Consider the following 20,753-nt stretch of genomic DNA (forward strand, 5'->3'; position numbering starts at 1 on the left):
TATGGAGGCAATTTCAAAGCATGAAGGTAAAGTATATCCACTGAACCGTTCCAATGTAGATACAGACCAGATTATCCCTAAGCAGTTTTTTAAAACGCATCGAACGTACAGGCTTCGGTCAGTTTGTCTTTTATAACTGGCGTTTTAATGAAGACGGAACGAAGCGCGAAGATTTCGATATGGATAATCCAATATTTGACGGTTCTTCGGTACTGGTCGCAGGCGATAACTTCGGCTGCGGTTCATCGAGAGAACACGCACCGTGGGCATTGCTGGACTATGGTTATAAAGTCATCATTGCCCCGGGATTTGCAGATATATTTTACTCAAATGCATTTAAAAATGGCATTATTATAATTAAAATGCCAAAAGAGCAAGTAGCTGAGTGGCAGGAACAGGCAAAAGACGGAGATTTTAGTTTATCTGTAGATTTAGAACAGCAGCAAATTACAGACAGCAATGGGAAGACTTTAAGTTTTGACATTCCGGCCTACCATAAAGAAAAACTAATTAACGGTTGGATGATATTGCATTAACATTATTAAATGAAGAAAAAATAACAGCTTTTGAGGAGCGTGGTTTTTTGGGAATTCGTTAAACAGTGATTTAGTCAGAGATGCTATGGAATATCTGCGAGGCAACGTGCACAAAACACCGGTGATCACATCACAGACAACAAATGAAAAAACCGGTAAAAACGTTTAATGAAATTGGAGAATCATCAGAAGACCGGTGCGTTTAAATATCGTGGTGCTTCTTATAAACTGTCGAAATTAACACCGGCACAGCTGGCAGCAGGTGTAGTAACACATCTGCTGGCAACCATGCACAGGGTGTCGCTCTAGCTGCTAAAAAATTGAATGTGACTGCGACGATCTTTATGCCTGAAAGTACACCTTCAGCGAAAGTTGAAGCAACAAAAGGCTATGGTGCAGCAGTTAAACTTGTCGGACAAAGTTTCCAGGAAGCATTTACAGCTTCTCTGGAACATAAAAACTGACAGGAGCAACATATGTTCATCCTTTCGACGACTACGATATTATGGCAGGACAAGGCTCGATTGGTATAGAAATGCTGGAAGAAATACCCCAGCTCGATACTATAATTGTACCGATTGGCGGCGGCGGTTTAATAAGCGGTATTGCAGTAGCAGCTATGATGATGAAACCATCTATTAAAATAATCGGTGTGCAGGCAGCAAATGCACCATCGATGTTTAAATCATATTATACAAAAGACGACAATGTGGTGCTTAACAGCTGCAGTACAATTGCTGAAGGCATCGCTGTCAAACAGCCCGGTGAATTAACTCAGCAGGTCGTGCGTCAGTATGTCGATGAGATATACTGTGTATCAGAAAGCCAGATTGCGCATGCAATGGTTTATCTGCTTGAACGGACAAAATCATTAGTAGAAGGAGCCGGTGCAACAGCACTTGCAGCACTATTAGCATATAACGACAAAATTGACTCCGAGCACACAGGAGTTATCGTCAGCGGCGGCAATCTGGATCTCAGCAGAATGGGAGAAATCCAGGCACTTGCACTTCAGTCGAATCATAAAACAATAACGAGAGAACAAATAACTGTGCTGTAAAACAATCAACCCGCAGGTCAGCTTCTTCCAAAAGGAGTCTGACCTGCGGGTTATTTTATGGTGCTGAGGAAATAATAGGCTGACGGTGGCACAAAACAAGTACGTACTCACAAAAAAACGCAAAACCCATATGGATTTTGCGTCAAATAATATATTAATCCTGGTGATAGAACTGAACGAGGTTTTCCATAACTTGTTCGAGGTCTTTTATAAAGACTTCGTCAGAACTTAATGCTTTGTCGCCGGGCTTATAAACTTTACCGACTAAAAATTCGCCTTTTTTACGTCACGTAGTCTGATGAGACCTTTTTCGAGCTCATCCTCACTCAATTCGCTAAGCGGTGTTTTTGCTGGTTTCATATGATCGAGTGAAATTTGATAGTCTTCAGGAAGATTATCGAATTTCTCCATATTATCGAGCCAGTTTTCTGCAAGGCGTTTTTTCTTTTGATTCGTAAATAACCGTACATGCAAAATGCATGACTATTGTATAAACCAATCTGGAAGTGCGGCATCATTTTGTAGCCGCGGGGGTTAGTACTGAATGCCACCCACGTATCATCGGGAGGGTTCGTCGTACGGCGTGCGTGTTTTGCAACATGTGCATATGTTTCGTCTCCGGTCATTTCAGTTATGTATGCACTGAATTGCTCACCGAGATTTTCGAGTTTCGGACGGGTATTTTCAATAAGTGCTGCCATTCTGTTTTCCAAGCCGTCGATATTGAAAACATCGAAGTCTGTTTGTGTAAATGTATACTTCATAAAGGTTGAGCTCCTTTCAAAAGGTCTCTCTTATGATAAATAAAGTTGAGTAGCAATCAAATGATTGAGGTGTATTCATGGATATATAACTTTGGCAAGGAATTAATCGTTGAAGCAGGGAAATTTATCGAAACGCGCATGACTCAGGAGTTTAAAGTGGACAGAAAATCAAATCCGAATGATCTGGTCACGGATGTTGATAAAGAAACACAGTTTTTTACACTAAAATACTGGAACGTTTTCCGGAGCACCGTATTATCGGAGAAGAAGGACACGGTGAAAATAAATGATACAAAAGGGGTCATCTGGATAGTCGATCCTATTGACGGTACTTTAAATTTGTGCATCAGGGAGAGAATTTTGCAATATCTATCGGTGTATTTATCAACGGAGAACCACATTGCGGCTTAGTATACGATTGCATGAAGCGGGATCTTTATCACGCTAAGTACGGTAATGGTGCCTTTTTAAATGACCAGGCACTTAAACCCGCAGAAAATGTACCTTTAAATCAGTCTCTAATTGCTATCAATCCAAAAAGATTCTCGCTGAAGAGACACGCAGTTCATTTTTTGAGATTATGGCTAAATCCCGCAGCGTGCGTTCATACGGCTCGGCAGCACTTGAGTTTGCTATGCTTGCCAGAGGACAGATATCAGCCCTGCTGTTTTTCAAACTGTATCCATGGGATTACACCGGAGGAGAAATTATTACCGGTGAACTTGGCTATAAGACGACTGATTTATGGAGAAAACTGCCGCTCCTAAGCTCGACGAGTGTTATAAGCGGCAATCCCAAGATTCACTCAGAAATTCTCGAACATTTTACCGCCGATACGAACTACATGATTTCCATGATGAATTTCACGATTTATAATAATACTGCTGAGCATGCTTCGACGTTTTCGTGAAAATTTTACCGATGTATTTTAACAGTGCATAGTTACTGAGCGGTATGCCGATATGATTTTTAATCTGTTTTTTAGTGTACGGCTCTGAAACATTAAGCAGAACCAGCATATCGAAATAATTTGTAAACATATGCTCTATGTTATGAATGGTGTTGCAGGATTCACACATTACTAATTTACTGCTGAGAAGCTGAAGATTAAACTCCATGCACGCTGGACATTTAAAACCGTACGTGAAATCATTTGCAGCTGCGTTCGAGATTTTTGCACGGTTTTTTAACTTGGCAATCCCGGACGCGGCTGCTTTTTTCTAATTACAGCACTGTGTTCAATAGCTCTTAAGTAATAGGGTAAATTTTTAAGCGATAAAAACTGATCTGAGGGACGTTTTGCCAACTTGAAAGTTTCGTTCATTACAACGTGCTTAATTATAATTGGACGCTGGAAATTACCATCAATCAGTGTTTCTTTAAATTTTTCGTAAACTTTTGATGTCCGGGTTTAAATCGTAAACAGCTTCGTAGCTGCTGTCGATTAAAATATTAAAAGGATTAATAAAATGTTCACCGGCGTAATCATGCAAAATGAACAGGTAATAGCAGTACTCCGTTACAATCAATACATTAATCAGTTCATGATCACTACCTACAATTACTTCGCAGTGCCAGAACAGCTCCATATTTGATGTATTAATTTTCTTTAAATACAAATCGAAGTGTTCTTCCAGCAAATCCATACGCTGCATTGCTTCATATTCTTCAGATTCGTCATCGCTAAAAGGCAACCGGTTATACAGAAACTTAAACTTTTAATTTTTCATTTTTTTGTCTCATAGCAAAGCTCCTTTAATAATGATAATCTCATTATTGACCGGTCTTAAATTACCGTCAAAAGACAATAATTTAAAAAATGACAAAAAAATATAACAGATTTCCCTATTTTTCCAATACAAATAGTGAAATCTGTTATAATAAATAAGCAGTTAAATTAAAACTGAAGTTACAGCCAGCCATTTCACGATACTTTTTCTTGAGTGTGAAACCGACACCGAAGATGGCGAAACACGATAACTGAAAGCACTGCAAGTATTATCATTTCTTCAGCGATGAAGACTGAAAATGCAACCATCATTAACACTGCCAAAACAGCAAGTATGAAAAATACAGCTTTTGATTTTTCTTTTCCATAAGTATTCCCCTAAAAGTCATTTGTCTTATTTCGAATTATATCATAAAAAATAAATCCTTGAATGTTCAGATTGGTAAAAAATGTGGTATACTGTTACGGTTATAAAGATACTCTATATACGAAGGGAAAATCCTCTTGATGAACTGAGAGAAAACATTAGAAATATTGCAATTATTGCACGTAGACCATGGTAAAACGACACTTGTAGACCAGCTGTTAAAACAGTCTGGTATTTTCCGAGAGAATGAACACGTGAAGAACGTGCCATGGACTCAAATGATTGAACGTGAACGCGGAATCACAATTCTGGCAAAAAATACGGCGATCGACTACAAAGATACGCGTATTAATATTTTAGATACACCGGGTCACGCAGACTTCGGTGGTGAAGTAGAAGTATTATGAAAATGGTTGACGGTTGTAGTGTATTTTAGTTGTCGACGCATATGAGGGTACGATGCCTCAAACACGCTTTGTACTTAAGAAAGCATTAGAGCAAAACTTAAAACCTGTTGTAGTAGTTAACAAAATCGACAAGCCAAGCGCACGTCCAGAAGAAGTAGTGGATGACGTACTTGAACTCTTTATCGAACTCGATGCAAATGACGAGCAGCTGGAATTCCCAGTTGTGTACGCATCTGCAATGAATGGTACAGCAAGTCTTGAACCAGACCAGCAGGATGAAAACATGCAGTCTATCTACGATACTATTTTAGACTACGTACCTGCACCTGTGATAATAGTGACGAGCCGTTACAGTTCCAGGTTTCATTACTGGACTACAACGATTATGTTGGCCGTATCGGAATCGGACGCGTATTCCGCGGAACGATTAACGTCGGTGAAACTGTATCGTTAATTAAAATCGACGGTTCAATTAAAAACTTCCGCGTATCGAAAATTTTCGGTTTCCTGGGACTTTCACGTGTGGAAATTGAATCTGCGAGCGCAGGAGAACTGATTGCAATCAGCGGTATGGAAGATATTAACGTTGGTGAAACTATTACGCCGACTGATGCTCAGGAGGCACTGCCTGTTCTTCATATCGATGAACCGACTCTGCAAATGACATTTGCAGTAAACAACTCCCCATTCGCAGGACGAGAAGGGAAGCACGTTACAGCCAGAAAATTGAAGAACGCTTAATGCTTCAATTAGAGACGGATGTATCATTACGTGTAGATCCTACAGATCAGCCGGATGCATGGAGAGTTTCAGGACGCGGTGAGCTTCATCTGTCTATTCTTATCGAGAACTTACGCCGTGAAGGCTTTGAGCTTCAGGTATCAAAACCGGAAGTTATCGTACGTGAAATCGACGGTGTTAAATGTGAGCCGTTCGAACGTGTACAAATCGATGTTCACGAAGAAAACACAGGAAGCATTATCGAATCAATGGGTACACGTAAAGGTGAAATGCTCGACATGGTAACAACAGGCAATGGCCAGACTCGTCTGACATTCCTAATTCCTGCACGCGGACTTATCGGTTACCGCACGGAGTTCATGTCGATGACACGCGGTTACGGTATTATCAACCATACTTTCGAAGAATACCGTCCATTAGTTAAAGGACGTATCGGCGGAAGAAGAAACGGTGTTCTTGTATCGATTGATAAAGGTGCTGCAAGCACGTACTCAATCCTTGCACTTGAAGGACGCGGAACGAACTTTATGGAACCTGGTACTGAAGTATACGAAGGTATGATCGTTGGAGAAAACTCACGCGAAAATGACCTTGCTGTAAACATTACTAAAGTTAAAGCTGCCAATAATATTCGTTCAGCTAATAAAGAGCAGACAACTACGATGAAAAAACCTAGATCAATGACTCTTGAAGAAGCACTGGAATATATTAACGAAGATGAACTTGTGGAGATTACTCCGGAAACAGTTCGTATGCGTAAGAAAATTTTAGAGAAAAACGCTCGTGAAAAAGCGTATAAAAAAGGTAATTAATAATAGCGGAGTGGAGTGAGGCAGTTGTTTAACCCTCTCATTCTCCTGAATACCCAAAGTGGGACGGGTTTACAAGAGCGCCTCACTTTCTTCGGGAGATTATATGGCCTGGATACGAATCCTGAAGCCGGTATGTGGTATTTCATTACGATTTTCGTGCTGTGTGCTATCGTGTATCAATTAGGATTTGCCCGCAAAGTTAAGCTGTGGCAAACATTAGTTATATTTAATGATGTTTATCGGTGTAATATTCCTGACATTTTTTGGTGCATTTTATCCTGTTGCAGAGTGTTTAATTGTTATTGCAATTATTCTCGCAGGTTACAGATATAGATTGCACAAGGAAAGAAAAGAAGGCAATATTGCACAGCCGAAAGGGCCACCGGCTCAATAACAGAAAAAACCGCGAACTTAAAGTTCGCGGTTTTTTTTTTATTTGAATTCTATTTTAGTGACATAAACGAGGCGCTGCTGTTCAATGCCGTCTTCACCGACAACTAATAAGTCGAAGAGTCCATCTTCATGCAGGCGTTTACCTTTGTTTGAGAAGTGCGCGTAAAATGTTTCGCGATCTTTGTATAAAAGTTCCGTTTCACCGTCGTTATGTACAAAAATAATTTTTGCATTTTCATCTTCAAATGCTTCGGCATATTCAAGGAAAGGTGCAAGACTGATTACAAATGAACTTTCAAGCAGTTCGCTTTTTTTATGTTTCTTTTCAGATTTAAGCGTAGGCGGTTTGTTTCACCTTCGATAATCTGACGGTTCCATTCAGTTTCATCATTGAATGTGATTTCTTCACCATCCGCTGTCTGTGCGAGTAAATCTTCTATTTTGATTTTACGGTCATCGAATATCCACGTCGATGGATCCAGAGTAATTTGGTAGCGTACATTCCCAGTAAGTTGTATTATCATTAATATCTCTCCCTTTGCTTAGAAATTATAGCAAAGTTTACGATAAAATTATACAATAGATGATGAAACTTTAACTATTCTGTCTCGGGATGTCACTTGCTTTTTTATGATTGTTGAGATAAAATTTTATGAAGAGTAAATGAGGGGGGAACCGCGTGTCTGTGAAAAACAAATGAGTAAAATTGCTTATGACCAATTAGACAAAGACGCCGATAGAATTCTCCAACTAATCGAAGTTCAAATGGAAAATTTAACGATGCCCCAGTGTCCTGTGTTTGAAGAAGTACTGGATACACAAATGTTCGGCTTATCGAAAGAAATAAATTTTGCAGTGAGACTTGGCTTAGTTGACGCACAAGACGGCCGTGCTATTCTGGATCATCTTGAAGTTGAAGTATCCAAAGTACACGAAGCATATATGGAAAAAGAAAAGAATCGAGTCTAAAGAATATTTCTTTAGACTTTTTTAAATGAGGGAACAGGCGTGCAATTTATAAAAAATTTCTTCAATTATGTAAAATCGTATTCCAAATACGTGGATTTTTTAATACTAATCGCATATGTTGCACTGTCACTCATAGGTCTTGTCATGGTTTACAGTGCAAGTATGGTACCAGCACAAATGAACGAAGGAAACTCTGAACATTACTATATCAGGCACCTGATGTTCATTATACTTGGTTTCAGCATCGTCTTTTTTATGACGTATTTTATGAGTGGCAACTTTTTCAAAATGAAAGGCGTACAGCTTTTAATGCTTGTGGGGATTGTAATACTGCTCTTAATAACTATGTTTTTCGGAACCGAGGTTAACGGACAGCGTAACTGGATTAGTTTTGGGGCTTTTGGACTGCAGTCATCGGAGTTCTTTAAAGTTGTGGCGATTTTATATCTGGCCTACTATATTCAAGGCGGGAAAAACGAATCAGCAACGACGACTATTCGAGTATCTTTCCGCTGGTTTTCATTCTTGTAATATCAGGCCTGGTATTGATAAATGATATGGGGACATGGCTTGTAATTGCATCAATTATACTCAGTATGTTTTTATATGTCAGAATTCCATTCAAAATACTGGGCTGGTCTGCATTATTCGGAACACTTGCAATGGGTATGGTAGCAGGAATTACATATCTTGTTAAAGGCTCTGTACTGTCCGCTTATCAGATGCATCGTATTGAAACGTTCTTCCATCCGTTTAACGATCCTATGGGGACGGGCTATCAGCTGACGAATTCGCTTATCGCGATTTCGCACGGCGGACTGTTTGGAACGGGAATCGGTAACGGCATTATTAAACTGGGTTATCTGCCCGAGCCGCATACCGACTTTATAATGGCGGTAATTGCAGAAGAACTCGGCCTGATAGGTGTGCTGTTAATCGTAGTACTGTACTTAATTATTATCGTTAAAGCATTAACTTATGCCCATCGTTCTACGGATACATTTTACAGAATTGTATGTATTGGTGTGGCGATGTATATTACGATGCAGGTATTTATAAATGTCGGCGGAATATCGAAAATTATTCCTTTGACAGGTGTGCCTCTGCCGCTCTTAAGCTACGGCGGATCATCGTTCCTCAGTGTGTCGATTGCAATCGGTCTGCTGATAATTGCAGCGAAACATGTTAAGCAGAAAGAAATTGAACTTAAAAGTAAATAAATATAATAAAAACCTTCTGACATTAAATTTTATTTTAATGTCAGAAGGTTTTTTATTTTTTACCTGTTGTATTATCGAGTTGAACTTGAGTTTCAGGCCATGAACGGCGGCGGTTATGGATTTCAATATAGAGATTGCCACCTTCTTTTCGAATATCTATTTTATGAATGCATATCCTTAAGTAAATAATTATGAAAAATTCCCCGCCAATTCGAAGATTGACGGGGAATCAGTTCTAGTCTTTATTTCTCGATAACAGCATAATGAAGTAGCAGAGCAGTCCAAACAAGAGTGTAATAAACAATGCGTGGAATAATGCTATGAAAATATTTACTTTAGTAATTACTGCGAGCATACCTGTTAATACCTGTGTCATCAGAAGAATAAATGCGATAATCCACCCTTTTTATAATCGGTGAATTACTGTAGTTCTTCAGAACATGGATGAGAATTAACAGCATCCATATTGCTAATACGCCGACGAGGAATCTATGTCCCATCTGCACAGCCTGATAAAAGTTGCCCGGGAGTATTTCTCCCGGCATACAGTGCGGCCATTCTGTACATGCAAGTGACGAGTCAGTGTGTCTTACCAGCGCTCCGCTGTAAATAACAAAATATATGTAGATGGTAAGTAATATCGTGTTATATCTTAAAAATGGACTGACATAAATTTTACGTTCATGAACGCCGTGTGAGACTTCAAAAATAAGTACTGTCAGCAGAAATACTGCTGCAAAACAAATTAATGAAATGCCAAAATGGGCTGCAAGTACGAAGTCGCCTTCCCAAATACCAATTACAGCTGCTGCACCAATCAATGACTGAATCAGGATAAAGCTGAGTGACAGATAGATAAGGAATTTAGCTTCGCGGACATGTCCAATTTGTTTCCATGCCATATAACCTAATATTAATAGGAAGATAATAGCAATACCTGAAACTCCACGGTGTGCGAGTTCGATAATTGTGTCGAGCGGCCAGTCTTTAGGAATAAGCTGTCCGTGACAAAGCGGCCATGTTTCTCCGCAGCCGTCTTCAGAACCTGTTTTTGTAACAAGGGCGCCACCAATCTGTACAAATACCATAATCAGTGTCGTAATAATTGCTACAATCTTTAAATTTCTATACAAAATGCAACACCTCAAACAATCGCGTTTTTGTTCGCTATACAAATAATAAATATATATTAGAATAACATTCTTTGCAATGTGCAAAGTTTTATATAGCTCTTAACAATTTATAAAACTATGGTAAAATTAACTAGTGTAGAGATTCATACCATACTCTTACGAGTATAAAGCAGAACCCGTATCATAATGAGGCATATTGATGAATAATTCATGAACAATGCAAAAAGTAACAATTTTATTTCAAATATGTATAGAAAATGTGACCGGGATAATCTATTATTAAAGGTAAATGTGTTTGTTTATGAAAGGGGGCGTATAGATGCACAGTGATGTATATCAGCAAGAGGTACATCAAACAGCACGCAGCAAAAAACTGAAAGCAATTAAAACACTCATCAAGGATGGCATAATTAAAGCGAACTTAATACCTGCATTCGCAGCTGGTTTTCTTGCTGTTATGTATAACATTTCATTTTTCGAAGCAATTCCTGTCATGCTGTTGATGCTTCTAGGTACGACACTAGTCATCGGAGGCGTTTGTGCCCTTAATAATTTCTATGACAGAGATATTGACCGGCTGATGAAGTCGAAACAGGAAAGACCGAGTATTGACGGAACATTTTCAGGCAAAGAGATTCTTACAATCGGATTTTCGATGTTCGGAATCGGTCTGGCAATGTTATTTTTAATCAACACGACTGTTGGAGTTCTAGGGTTAGCCGCAGCGTTTGGTTATGCAGTTGTATATTCGATTTTTGCAAAAAGACATCTTGTCTCAAACACAATTATAGGAGCAGTTCCCGGAGCAATGCCTCCGCTAATAGGCTGGGCAGTATTTGAGCCAAATCTACACATGTTAGCGTGGTCAATGTTTATCGTAATGTTCGTATGGCAAATGCCTCATTTCTATGCACTTGCCATCAGACGCAGCGATGAATATAAAGAGGCTGGCATTCCGATGCTTCCTTCTGTGAAGGGAAATGTTCGCACAAGAAACTCCATTATTTTTTGGGTGGCACTTCTTTTGTTCACACCACTTATGATGTTTGAACTTGGTATGTGGTTTGTTGCACTGACAACCGTGCTTAACGTTATCTGGTTTTATTTAAGTGTTAACCGGTTCAAACGGATTACAGACTATAATCGCTATGCCGGGCGAATATTTGTCTTTTCACTCAACTACGTCGTGATATTTTTCGTCATGATTATCGTAGCCGGCTTACTTGTGAATATTTAAAAAGTAAATGAATGAAAGAGGGGTCCAACAATGAATTTAAGTTTTCTTAAAGGTAAGGCACTATTATTAGTTTCTGCGCTTACTCTTTTCCTGGCCGGTTGTGGTACTAATGAATTAAGTACCTTAAGACCTGCGGGTGAAGTCGGACAAGAACAGTTCAACTTAATGGTATTATCAATCATTATTATGCTGCTTGTTATTGCAGTAGTTACTGTATTGTTCACTATCGCAGTATTAAGAGCCGCAGAAGTAAAAAAGGTGAGGATTTCGAACCGGAAGATGTTTCCGGAAACCACACACTTGAGATTATCTGGACATCTATTCCGATCCTACTGCTTATCGTTTTATCTGTTCCAACAGTATATTACGTATTTAAACAAGCAGATACTGAAGTTATGACAGATGCTGATGGCAATGTAAACGCTGAAGAAACAGTAATCAACGTCAGAGCATATCAGTACTGGTGGGAATTTGAATATCCTAACGAAGAAGTAGTAACAGCTCAGGAACTTGTTGTTCCTACTGATAAAAAAGTTTACTTCAACCTGCAGGGCGCAGATGTGAAACACTCATTCTGGGTACCGGCAGCCGGTGGTAAAATGGATACTAACATCGACGGCATTAACAGCTTCTACTTAGTATTCGACGATGATGCATCTCAGGAAGCAGACCGTTTATTCTACGGTAAATGTGCTGAGCTTTGCGGACCGTCACACGCATTAATGGACTTTAAAGTTAAAGCATTACCTGAAGAAGAGTACGATCAGTGGCTTGCAGATATGAAAGCAGTTGAAGAACCTGTACAGGCTTCATCTGAAGATGCACAGCGCGGAGAAGGAATCTTCAATAACTCATGTATGGCATGTCACGCAGCAACACCGACAAGCAGCCCGGGTGCTATGGGTCCTAACTTAACTAACTTCGGTGACCGTGAATTAATCGCTGGATTCTTAGAACATGATCAGGAAAACCTTGAAGCATGGATTAAAGATCCTGAGTTCAAACCGATAACAAGATGGCAGGCACTTACGAATTAACTGACGATGAAATTCAAGCAGTAGCATCATACTTAATGGAACTTAAAGTTGAAGAAGGTTCCGGCGATGTATCGCAATTAAGAGAACCAGCTGCAGATGAAGAGTCAGAAGAGGGAGGTAACTAGTAATGTCTAAAGCAACAGCGAAGAAAAATGGTTTTTGGGCAACGATTTGGGAGTATATGACAACCGTTGACCATAAGAAAATTGCAATACTATTTAATTGCTGGTGGATTCTTCTTCGTACTCGGTGGTATCGAAGCAATGCTGATTCGTATTCAGCTTGCAGTGCCGAATAACGACTTCCTTTCAGCAGGATTGTTTAACCAAGTAATTACAATGCACGGAACAACCATGATATTCCTGGCAGCGATGCCGCTGTTATTCGCGTTTATGAACGCTACCGTACCGCTCCAGATTGGTGCACGTGACGTGGCATTCCCATTCTTAAACTCATTGGGTGTCTGGTTATTTATCTTTGGTGGTATCTTCCTTAACCTTTCATGGTTCTTAGGCGGAGCACCAGATGCGGGCTGGACAAGCTACGCATCACTGTCAATTGCATCACCCGGACACGGGGTTGACTTCTATGCACTTGGACTTCAGGTTTCAGGGGCAGGTACTTTAATATCAGGTATTAACTTCGTAACAACAATCATTACGATGAGAGCACCTGGTATGACGTATATGAGAATGCCGCTTATGACATGGACTACACTTGTTGCAGGTGTACTGATTGTCCTCGCATTCCCACCTTTAACAGTAGGTCTTTTCCTGTTAATTTTTGACCGTATGTTCGGTTCCAACTTCTTTATAGTAGAAGCTGGAGGAAACACGATTATCTGGGAGCACTTATTCTGGATCTTCGGTCACCCGGAAGTTTATATATTAATCCTTCCGGCATTCGGAATATTCTCTGAAATATTCTCAACATTTGCTCGTAAACGTTTGTTCGGTTACTCAGCAATGGTATTCGCAACAGTGCTTATCGGTTTCTTCGGATTCATGGTATGGGCACACCACATGTTTACAGTAGGTCTTGGACCGACAGCCAACGCAATTTTCGCATTGGCAACAATGGCAATCGCAATACCGACAGGTATTAAAATATTTAACTGGATCTTTACGATCTGGGGCGGAAGTATAGAGTTTACAACGCCTATGTTTTACGCACTTGCATTTATCCCGTCATTCGTTATGGGTGGGGTAACTGGTATCATGCAGGCAGTAGCTCCAGCTGACTACCAGTACCATGACTCATACTTTATCGTAGCTCACTTCCATTATGTAATCGTTGGTGGTGTGGTGTTCGGATTACTTGCAGGACTTCACTACTACTGGCCGTTAATGTTCGCTACGATGCTGAGTGAAAAATTAGGAAAAATAACATTCTGGTTATTCTTCTTCGGTTTCCACCTGACTTTCCTTATCCAGCATTTCTTAGGATTATGGGGAATGCCGCGCCGAGTATTCACTTACTTGGACGGACAGGGTTACAACGCAGCAAATATGATTTCGACAGCCGGGGCATTATTAATGGCACTGGCGGTTATTATTCTCGTAATCAATATTATTATGACAATAGCGAAAAATGAAAAAGTTGGACGTGACCCATGGGGTGACGGACGTACACTTGAGTGGTCATTACCACTTCCAGTACCATATTATAACTTTGCACAGATTCCTTTAGTGCGCGGACTAGATGCATTCTGGATTGAGAAAAAAGAAGGTAACGGAGAAATGCTTCCGGCGGAATCACTTGATGATTTCCACATGCCTAATAATTCAATCATTCCATTTGTAATGTCATTAGGACTATTCATTGCTTCATTTGGTGCACTGTACTTTGCTTCAGGCAAAGAGTGGGCAATCGATGCAGTAGCAGACTTACCTGTAAGACCTTGGGCATTCTGGGTACTTGTAATTGGACTTGCAATTACATTTATCTCAATGATTGTACGCTCATTCAAAGATGATCTTGGTTACTATGTAACTAAGGAAGAAGTATTGAGAGATCTTGAAGAACTTGAAAGGGGTGCTAAATAATGGCTGAAATGAAATATAATGTCCCTAATGAACAGTGGCCTGAGCACCCGGAGACAGCAACACTCGAAGGTAAAAACAAATTCGTCGGTTTCTGGACATTCTTAGGCGGAGAGACAGTACTATTTGCATCATTATTTGCGACTTACCTCGCATTAAAAGACAGCGTGCCAAGCTCTGATCATATGCTTCCAGCTGATTTGTTCCAGCTTGAACTTGCATTTGTCATGACGATGTTACTACTTACATCGTCACTGACGAGTGTGTACGCTATATATCACATGCGTAATAATAATTTCAGCAAGATGCAGTTATGGTTAGCAATTACAGTATTACTTGGCGCGGGCTTCCTTGCCTTGGAAATTTACGAGTTCTATGAATACGTACATCTTGGACATACATTCAGATCCAGCGCATTTGGTAGTGCATTCTACATTCTGATTGGTACGCACGGTTTCCACGTAATTATCGGTCTGATTTGGATTACGGGTCTGATTATCCGTAACGCAACGCGCGGTTTATCAGTTTATACAGCAGCTAAAGTTAACACTGCAGCACTGTACTGGCACTTCATTGACGTTGTGTGGGTATTCATCTTCACAATCGTTTACCTGTTAGGAGTGATATAAATGGCTGAATTAGAAGCGAGATCAATGACAGAAACTCAATTGAGAAATCTTCGACGTCAGAGAACTAAAGAAATGCGTCTGCAGCTTACAGGATTTTCATTTATGATTTTCTTAACATTTATGGCGTTCGGTATGGTTGCACTGGATTTTAATGCAACATTTATAATGGGAATTGTAATGTTGTTTGCATTCATTCAGGTTATTCTTCAGTTCTACTATTTCATGCATATGAAAGATAAAGGGCATGAGTTTGCTAAACTGTTTATGATTGTAGGAATGTTCTTCGCAATTGCATTCTGCGTAACATTCATTTATATCGTATGGATTGGACAGCCAATCTAATACAAAAAAAGATGATCTCTTTGGAGGTCATCTTTTTTTTGGTCAACAGTTTGTCACTTTGTGTGTTTTTATCGTCTTGAGTTATAATGGCAATAATTTTATACTAGAAGTAATAAGGTCAAATTTAAGGTGGTACTGATGGAAAATATAACTTCAATTAAAATATTTGGTTTCATGGCAAACTGGAGTCCATTTTTCCTGGCTTTTGTCATTCTCATTACAGCAGTATTTTTCTGATAACGACGAGATGGTACAGGGAATTTGAAGGCGGGCGCCCGCTGACTCAAAAAGAAGGCGCATTATTCGTTACTAATATGATTTTACTGTATGCAATGTACGGGGCACCTGTAGATTTATTAAGTCATATTTTATTTACGTTCCACATGGTGCAAATGGCGTTCGTACTGTTTTTAATCGCACCGCTGATTTATTTCAGTGTGCCGGATTATCTTCAGAAATATATTGTGAAGCTGCCGGTAATTGGTCCAGTGCTCCGTCTCGGGGCGAAAAAACCGCTGGTAACGCTGATGCTGCTTATTGCTGCATTTTCGATTTACCATCTGCCGGTTGTTATGGATAATCTAAAAATGAGTGCAACACTTCATACGCTCGTACTTGCGTTAATGTTCCTGATTGCTGTAATGGCATTCTATCCGATATTTAACAAAGTGGAGCCGGAAGAAGAACAGCTGGGCGGATTATTTAAACTGCTTTATATTTTCGGTATCGGTGTGTTTGTGACACCGGCCTGTGCGCTTATTATCTTTGCGAGCTCGCCGATGTATTCAACATACACCGAAGGGGAAGCGTGGCTGAATGCCATGGCATTATGTGTTCCGGCAGGGATTCTTGACAGTATTGCCGGCGCCGGTATGATATCAGGACCTGAGTATTTCACGAATATGACGCCGCTTTCAGATCAGCGGACAGGCGGAATTATTATGAAAGTACTTCAGGAAGTATTTTTTGGTGTTATGCTTGCTCATATATTCTTTAAATGGTTTAACGAAGAACGTAAAAATGCAGATCAGATTACTGAACGTGCTTTAGAAAGAGCACAGGCACAAAAAGAAATGAATAATCGCTTTAGAGTATAGGAGGAAACATCTTGGACATTTATTTTATCCTGCCCACGATCAGTACGTCATTTATCGTCTTAAGTGCGATATTTATGGCAATCGGGGTTTATCATATTAAAAAAGGCAATGTAGAGTCGCATGAGAAATTCATGACATTCGCTGCGATTGCTGCGTTATCATTTTTCGTTATCTACATATCGAAAACAATATTCCTTGGGAATACACAGTTCGGAGGGCCGGACTCACTTGAAATATACTATGTAATATTCCTTGTCAGTCATATTATTCTGGCGACAACGGGTGGTATTTTCGGAGGAATTCAAGTATTTACCGGCAAGAAGAATAAACTTCGCTATCATAGAAAATTCGGTATGACAGCTGCGACAATCTGGTTCTTTACAGCGATTACCGGCATTATGGTAATATCATTCTTTATATTCTTTATCCGGGCGGGGAAACAACCGGCTTATGGGATGCTATATTCCACCAGAACTAAGAAAAACCTCTTACAGATTAACTTCTGTAAGAGGTTTTTCTATGTAGCAGCTATTATAAATTAAAACTAGCAACTTCAGTTAGTTCTTTGTTGATTGTTCTAATTTTGCTGATCGCATGTTCAACGATGCGTTCAGGGAATACTTCGTCGCTGCCGTATTCGATGCCAGTCGGATAGTAATGTTTACCCATGTACGGGTCCATTAATTGCATTGTTGCATCATTTGCACCAACGTCTCCATCTACTGCATATCCAGGAAAACGTAAGTAATAAATACCTTCAGGAATTTCGTATTTATAATCGAAAGTCATACGTTCATAATCCCAACTGCCGCCAAGAACACAACCATTGTGGTTCATAATATCCTGCAGTGAGCCTTGTGGAATGACTACATTTTCAATACCTGAGTTTTCAAAAACCATCATTTTGCCCCCTATCATTTATCCATTACCCTAATTTTAATCTATTACAATACAGGTTGCAAATGGTATTTATCATATAGTAACAAATGTATCAATATGATAAAAATGAGAGAGTGATTGATATGATAACAAGTATAGATTTTGAAATTATGGATTCACTAGACTCTCTAAACGATATGGTTACTGAGACAGAAGAATATAAAAACTACTGTAATTATAAAGCGCTCTTGGACACAGACGCTGAAGTCAAAGGAATGATTGAGCATTTTGCACGTTTAAAAGAAGATTTTATCGATGTTGAACGATTTGGCAAATATCATCCTGATTTCAGTACGAAGCGAAAAGAGATTAATCAGTATAAAAAAGCATTGGACATGCATCCGATAATTATGGAATATAGAAGAGCGGAATTTCAGCTGCAGTCGCTGCTGGATGAAATACTCTTTATTATAGGCCAATCGGTCAGTCCTCATGCAAATATCGTCAGCAGTAATCCATTTTTCTCAAACAGTTCAAACAGCGGCTGTGCAACAGGCGGAAGCTGCAGCTGTGCAGGTTAATATATATTTAAACGCGTTTCCATTTGGGAGCGTGTTTTTTTATTGGATTAAAACGGGTGCAGTACTGGAAGTTTGGGATACGTATGAAAGCCGCCAGTCTCAAAAGTCTCGGATACGCATGAAACTCTGTCATGCCAGTCCTGGGAGTCTTGGATACATATGAAACTCTGTCATGCCAGTCCCAGGAGTCTCGGATACACATGAAACCCTGTCATGCCAGTCCCGAAGGTCCCGGATACACATGAAACCCTGTCATACCAGTCCCGAAGGTCCCGGATACACATGAAACCCTGTCATACCAGTCCCGAAGGTCCCGGATACACATGAAACCCTTTCATGCCAGTCCCGAAGGTCCCGGATACACATGAAACCCTGTCATGCCAGCCCGAAAAGCTTCGGATACACATGAAACTCTGTCATGCCAGCCCGAAAAGCTTCGGATATGCATGAAAGCCTGTCATGCATACCCCAACGCTTAAATCAAAAACAGGACCCGCACATTTGCGAATCCTGCCTAATCAAATATAAAATTAATATCTTTCTTTTAAAAGGTGATAGCTGATATCCGGATAATCGGTCACTATAGTGTGTGCACCTTTTTGAATAAGTTCATCCATTTTATCCATCTTGTTAATATTCCAGTATCCTACTGCGATATTCAGGCTCGTTAAGTACTCGATAAAACGACTTGTATCTAAACGAATGCCGTTGTATTCCGTTGGGATTTGGAACGTGTCTGCCTGCGGCTCGTACATATGACCGAATCCTGCACGGTGCATGAAGTAAGCACGGCTGACCTGATCGACACCTGCACCTAGTGCGACATTATCTTCAGCATACAGATTGAACTGATTAATTTGAATATCGTGGAAACTTGTTACGAGTACGCGGTCTTCAGCTCCAAGCTCAGTAATGAGACGGTAAAGGAGACTCGGAACGAGGCTGCCTGAATAAGTGTCCGGATCATCTTTAATATCGATATTGATCAGTTTACCCGGATATTCCTCAATCAGCTCACGCAGCGTGACAATTTTAGCCTTGTCATGTCCGCGGTAAGGGTGATTTCCTTCAACATCGGTAAAGTGGTAGCCGAAATCTAGTTCTTTTAAGTCGTCCAGTGTCAGGTTGCTGACTTTCCCGGCGCCGTTCGATGTTCTGTCTACATACGCATCGTGGAAGACTACAATTTCTTCATCTTTCGTTAAGCGGATATCGATTTCGAATCCTTCTACATTGAACTCGGATGCTTTATCAAATGCAATGCGTGTATGTTCAGGACTAAGCCCCATACCGCCGCGGTGTGCGAATACATACGGTGAACGCTGTTTGAAATACGGTTTAATATCGCGCACTTTCGTTTCTTTCACTAATTTCGTACCAGCCCAAAGGCCAAGTGTCAGACCTGTTGCAACGCCGACTGCTGTAACCATTCTTTTAAAACATTTTGCCATGTTGGAAACCTCCATGAGATATTCATTTAAAAAACATATAAGATATATGTTATTATGATTCTAAAGATTTAGATAGGTGGTCAGTCAATGTTAGTCAACCGACTTGGTATATATGTTTATTTTAAACAAAATAAATTCATTCGACAATTGAAACGGCACGGACATTTAATTTATGTGAATAAAACTAAGAAATATGTCCTTTTGTACATCGATGAAAACGACTTGGATAAACACTCGCAGACCTTGGTAAATTAAAATTTGTTACTGATATTGTACTGAGTGAATACCCAAATATAAAACGCGAATATCATACTGAAGATAAAGAAAAAGAAGATTATCGCGTAATGTAAATCAGGTCATTGGAATAACCAGATGATTTAAGCGTAAAATCCCGGTTAAATACTGGTAGAACTGTTCCTGTTCGTAAAAGTCTTCCGGTGATTTTGTTGAAAATTCAACGATGCTGAGATTTTTATCCTCACACCATGATTTTATCAACTGATATTTTTTACCCTGACCTTCGTTATAGACGATGCCGTTAAAAACAGTATAGATTGCCTGAACGTCCTGTTCAACAGGCTGCATAACCAGTAAAAATGTAGCAGGCGATTTATCGTTGTATAAAAATATCGCATGCTTAACACGTTCATGATTATATTCAATGAGCGCCTGTAATTCAAATATTTCGTGGTAGCCTTCACCCATAGTGATGAATTTTTGCATGTAATCAACTCCTATAAATTATAATATATGACAGAGCCAAATGAAAGGGCAATACTTATGAGAATTATCAGCGGAAAATATAAAGCAAAGAAATTACATACGTTAAAATCAAACGATACACGGCCTACAAGCGATAAAGTGCGTGAAAGTGTATTCAGCATGCTTGGCAACGTCGAAGGAGGCGTACTGGACCTGTTTGGAGGCACAGGCGGTCTTGCAATTGAGGCGCTGAGCCGCGGAGCCGACAGCGCGATGATTATCGACGGTGCAGGTGACGCAATTAAAATTATTAAAGAGAATACTAAAAATTTGGATGAGCCGGTGGAAATTTTCCGCAACGATTACCGCCGGGCGTTAAAAGCCATGGGGAAACGTGAGAAATCATTCAACCTGATATTTTTGGATCCGCCTTATAATAAGAAACTAATCGATAAAAGTCTCGAACTTATTTCAGAATATAATATTTTGGCATCCGGCGGCAGAATTGTTGCTGAAGCGGGTAAAAATGAAAGCTTTGACCATAAGGGATTTGAAGTCGTCAGAGAAAATGAATACGGCTCGATTAAAGTGTGGCTGCTGATTACAGAAGGAAAGTAGGGGAGCA

At 39.9% G+C, this 20,753-nt stretch carries 22 protein-coding genes and 8 pseudogenes; 23 read left to right on the plus strand and 7 right to left on the minus strand.

Annotated elements, in window-relative coordinates; all coding sequences use genetic code 11:
• Window position 1 precedes the first annotated feature (1 nt).
• The 4 genes and pseudogenes from leuD to G4D76_RS13040 all read left to right on the plus strand — a co-directional run bounded on the left by leuD (window position 2) and on the right by G4D76_RS13040 (window position 1,596).
• Window positions 2-598 (plus strand): annotated as a pseudogene (gene leuD, locus G4D76_RS13035) (3-isopropylmalate dehydratase small subunit).
• A 106-nt stretch (window positions 599-704) separates the two neighbouring features.
• Window positions 705-845 carry a hypothetical protein gene (locus G4D76_RS15540; protein ID WP_250130004.1) on the plus strand — a complete coding sequence of 47 codons (141 nt, stop codon included), beginning with the start codon at window positions 705-707 and terminating at the stop codon, window positions 843-845.
• A pseudogene (locus tag G4D76_RS16280) lies at window positions 845-1,000 on the plus strand (threonine ammonia-lyase); the annotation flags it as partial. The gene G4D76_RS15540 and the pseudogene G4D76_RS16280, both read left to right, overlap by 1 nt.
• A gap of 41 nt (window positions 1,001-1,041) precedes the next feature.
• The gene (locus tag G4D76_RS13040) at window positions 1,042-1,596 is read left to right on the plus strand and encodes a pyridoxal-phosphate dependent enzyme (RefSeq protein ID WP_256440492.1); all 555 of its coding nucleotides are present in this window, start codon (window positions 1,042-1,044) and stop codon (window positions 1,594-1,596) included.
• Window positions 1,597-1,860: 264 nt separating this feature from the next.
• Here the strand turns inward: G4D76_RS13040 and G4D76_RS13045 are convergent.
• A pseudogene (locus G4D76_RS13045) lies at window positions 1,861-2,360 on the minus strand (DUF1054 family protein).
• A 138-nt stretch (window positions 2,361-2,498) separates the two neighbouring features.
• On the opposite strand from G4D76_RS13045, the pseudogene G4D76_RS16285 reads away from it, so the two are divergent.
• Window positions 2,499-2,827, plus strand: a pseudogene (locus G4D76_RS16285) (inositol monophosphatase family protein); the annotation flags it as partial.
• Between the two features lie 113 nt (window positions 2,828-2,940).
• Window positions 2,941-3,270: an inositol monophosphatase family protein gene (locus tag G4D76_RS16290; RefSeq protein WP_256440494.1), complete on the plus strand. Its 330-nt coding sequence runs from the start codon at window positions 2,941-2,943 to the stop codon at window positions 3,268-3,270.
• A gap of 469 nt (window positions 3,271-3,739) precedes the next feature.
• Here G4D76_RS16290 and G4D76_RS15545 read toward each other — a convergent pair whose 3' ends face one another.
• On the minus strand, window positions 3,740-4,054 hold the full coding sequence (locus G4D76_RS15545) for a hypothetical protein (RefSeq protein ID WP_250130005.1): 315 nt from the start codon (window positions 4,052-4,054) through the stop codon (window positions 3,740-3,742).
• 569 nt (window positions 4,055-4,623) lie between these two features.
• Here G4D76_RS15545 and G4D76_RS17245 point away from each other — a divergent pair.
• From G4D76_RS17245 to G4D76_RS13070, 5 genes and pseudogenes are all read left to right on the plus strand, one after another.
• Window positions 4,624-4,863 (plus strand): GTP-binding protein, encoded by a 240-nt coding sequence (locus G4D76_RS17245; RefSeq protein WP_371814507.1) that lies wholly within the window; start codon window positions 4,624-4,626, stop codon window positions 4,861-4,863.
• A gap of 52 nt (window positions 4,864-4,915) precedes the next feature.
• Entirely contained in the window at window positions 4,916-5,317 is a 402-nt protein-coding gene (locus tag G4D76_RS17250; RefSeq protein ID WP_371814508.1) for a GTP-binding protein, read from the plus strand.
• Entirely contained in the window at window positions 5,290-5,604 is a 315-nt protein-coding gene (locus G4D76_RS17255) for an EF-Tu/IF-2/RF-3 family GTPase (protein WP_371814703.1), read from the plus strand. Before G4D76_RS17250 ends, G4D76_RS17255 begins: the two co-directional genes overlap by 28 nt.
• Entirely contained in the window at window positions 5,604-6,416 is an 813-nt protein-coding gene (locus tag G4D76_RS17260) for a large ribosomal subunit assembly factor BipA (RefSeq protein WP_371814509.1), read from the plus strand. Before G4D76_RS17255 ends, G4D76_RS17260 begins: the two co-directional genes overlap by 1 nt.
• 132 nt (window positions 6,417-6,548) lie before the next feature.
• A pseudogene (locus tag G4D76_RS13070) lies at window positions 6,549-6,810 on the plus strand (YlaH-like family protein).
• 280 nt (window positions 6,811-7,090) lie between these two features.
• Here G4D76_RS13070 and G4D76_RS15550 read toward each other — a convergent pair.
• Window positions 7,091-7,333 (minus strand): hypothetical protein, encoded by a 243-nt coding sequence (locus G4D76_RS15550; protein ID WP_250130006.1) that lies wholly within the window; start codon window positions 7,331-7,333, stop codon window positions 7,091-7,093.
• 172 nt (window positions 7,334-7,505) lie between these two features.
• On the opposite strand from G4D76_RS15550, the gene G4D76_RS13080 reads away from it, so the two are divergent.
• Together G4D76_RS13080 and G4D76_RS13085 are read left to right on the plus strand one after the other, a co-directional pair.
• Complete coding sequence (locus G4D76_RS13080; RefSeq protein ID WP_084135691.1) at window positions 7,506-7,778, plus strand: Fpa/YlaN family protein; 273 nt, start codon at window positions 7,506-7,508, stop codon at window positions 7,776-7,778.
• 162 nt (window positions 7,779-7,940) lie between these two features.
• Window positions 7,941-8,998, plus strand: a pseudogene (locus tag G4D76_RS13085) (FtsW/RodA/SpoVE family cell cycle protein).
• A 335-nt stretch (window positions 8,999-9,333) separates the two neighbouring features.
• Here G4D76_RS13085 and G4D76_RS13090 read toward each other — a convergent pair.
• Window positions 9,334-10,131: a COX15/CtaA family protein gene (locus tag G4D76_RS13090; protein WP_371814510.1), complete on the minus strand. Its 798-nt coding sequence runs from the start codon at window positions 10,129-10,131 to the stop codon at window positions 9,334-9,336.
• A 319-nt stretch (window positions 10,132-10,450) separates the two neighbouring features.
• Here G4D76_RS13090 and cyoE point away from each other — a divergent pair, with 319 nt between their 5' ends.
• The 7 genes and pseudogenes from cyoE to G4D76_RS13125 all read left to right on the plus strand — a co-directional run bounded on the left by cyoE (window position 10,451) and on the right by G4D76_RS13125 (window position 17,057).
• Complete coding sequence (gene cyoE, locus G4D76_RS13095; protein WP_213810106.1) at window positions 10,451-11,368, plus strand: heme o synthase; 918 nt, start codon at window positions 10,451-10,453, stop codon at window positions 11,366-11,368.
• A gap of 30 nt (window positions 11,369-11,398) precedes the next feature.
• Window positions 11,399-12,530, plus strand: a pseudogene (gene coxB, locus G4D76_RS13100) (cytochrome c oxidase subunit II).
• Between the two features lie 2 nt (window positions 12,531-12,532).
• A pseudogene (locus tag G4D76_RS13105) lies at window positions 12,533-14,450 on the plus strand (cytochrome c oxidase subunit I).
• A complete protein-coding gene (locus G4D76_RS13110) occupies window positions 14,450-15,076 on the plus strand; it encodes a cytochrome (ubi)quinol oxidase subunit III (protein WP_213810107.1) in 627 nt (208 codons plus the stop codon). Before G4D76_RS13105 ends, G4D76_RS13110 begins: the two are co-directional and overlap by 1 nt.
• Window positions 15,077-15,418, plus strand: coding sequence for a cytochrome C oxidase subunit IV family protein (locus tag G4D76_RS13115; protein WP_213810108.1), 342 nt, complete (start codon window positions 15,077-15,079; stop codon window positions 15,416-15,418).
• A 278-nt stretch (window positions 15,419-15,696) separates the two neighbouring features.
• Window positions 15,697-16,515, plus strand: a complete 819-nt coding sequence (locus tag G4D76_RS13120) for a cytochrome c oxidase assembly protein (protein WP_250130335.1) — start codon at window positions 15,697-15,699, stop codon at window positions 16,513-16,515.
• 11 nt (window positions 16,516-16,526) lie between these two features.
• Window positions 16,527-17,057 carry a DUF420 domain-containing protein gene (locus G4D76_RS13125; protein ID WP_371814511.1) on the plus strand — a complete coding sequence of 177 codons (531 nt, stop codon included), beginning with the start codon at window positions 16,527-16,529 and terminating at the stop codon, window positions 17,055-17,057.
• On the opposite strand, the gene G4D76_RS13130 is transcribed toward G4D76_RS13125, so the two are convergent.
• On the minus strand, window positions 17,047-17,415 hold the full coding sequence (locus G4D76_RS13130) for a YugN family protein (protein ID WP_213811061.1): 369 nt from the start codon (window positions 17,413-17,415) through the stop codon (window positions 17,047-17,049). The two genes, G4D76_RS13125 and G4D76_RS13130, sit on opposite strands and share 11 nt — an antisense overlap.
• 122 nt (window positions 17,416-17,537) lie before the next feature.
• On the opposite strand from G4D76_RS13130, the gene G4D76_RS13135 reads away from it, so the two are divergent.
• Window positions 17,538-17,975, plus strand: coding sequence for a YlbF/YmcA family competence regulator (locus G4D76_RS13135; protein ID WP_213810109.1), 438 nt, complete (start codon window positions 17,538-17,540; stop codon window positions 17,973-17,975).
• A 530-nt stretch (window positions 17,976-18,505) separates the two neighbouring features.
• Here the strand turns inward: G4D76_RS13135 and G4D76_RS13140 are convergent.
• On the minus strand, window positions 18,506-19,426 hold the full coding sequence (locus tag G4D76_RS13140; RefSeq protein ID WP_213810110.1) for a glycerophosphodiester phosphodiesterase family protein: 921 nt from the start codon (window positions 19,424-19,426) through the stop codon (window positions 18,506-18,508).
• A gap of 87 nt (window positions 19,427-19,513) precedes the next feature.
• On the opposite strand from G4D76_RS13140, the gene G4D76_RS17265 reads away from it, so the two are divergent.
• Window positions 19,514-19,681 carry a DUF2129 domain-containing protein gene (locus G4D76_RS17265; protein WP_371814512.1) on the plus strand — a complete coding sequence of 56 codons (168 nt, stop codon included), beginning with the start codon at window positions 19,514-19,516 and terminating at the stop codon, window positions 19,679-19,681.
• 96 nt (window positions 19,682-19,777) lie between these two features.
• On the opposite strand, the gene G4D76_RS13150 is transcribed toward G4D76_RS17265, so the two are convergent.
• Complete coding sequence (locus tag G4D76_RS13150) at window positions 19,778-20,149, minus strand: DUF7147 family protein (RefSeq protein WP_213810111.1); 372 nt, start codon at window positions 20,147-20,149, stop codon at window positions 19,778-19,780.
• Between the two features lie 27 nt (window positions 20,150-20,176).
• Between G4D76_RS13150 and rsmD the strand changes: the two genes are divergently transcribed.
• Entirely contained in the window at window positions 20,177-20,746 is a 570-nt protein-coding gene (gene rsmD / locus G4D76_RS13155; protein WP_213810112.1) for a 16S rRNA (guanine(966)-N(2))-methyltransferase RsmD, read from the plus strand.
• Window positions 20,747-20,753: the final 7 nt, after the last annotated feature.

The sequence above is a fragment of the Jeotgalicoccus sp. WY2 genome, assembly GCF_018437745.1.
Taxonomy (GTDB): Bacteria; Bacillota; Bacilli; order Staphylococcales; family Salinicoccaceae; genus Jeotgalicoccus; species Jeotgalicoccus psychrophilus.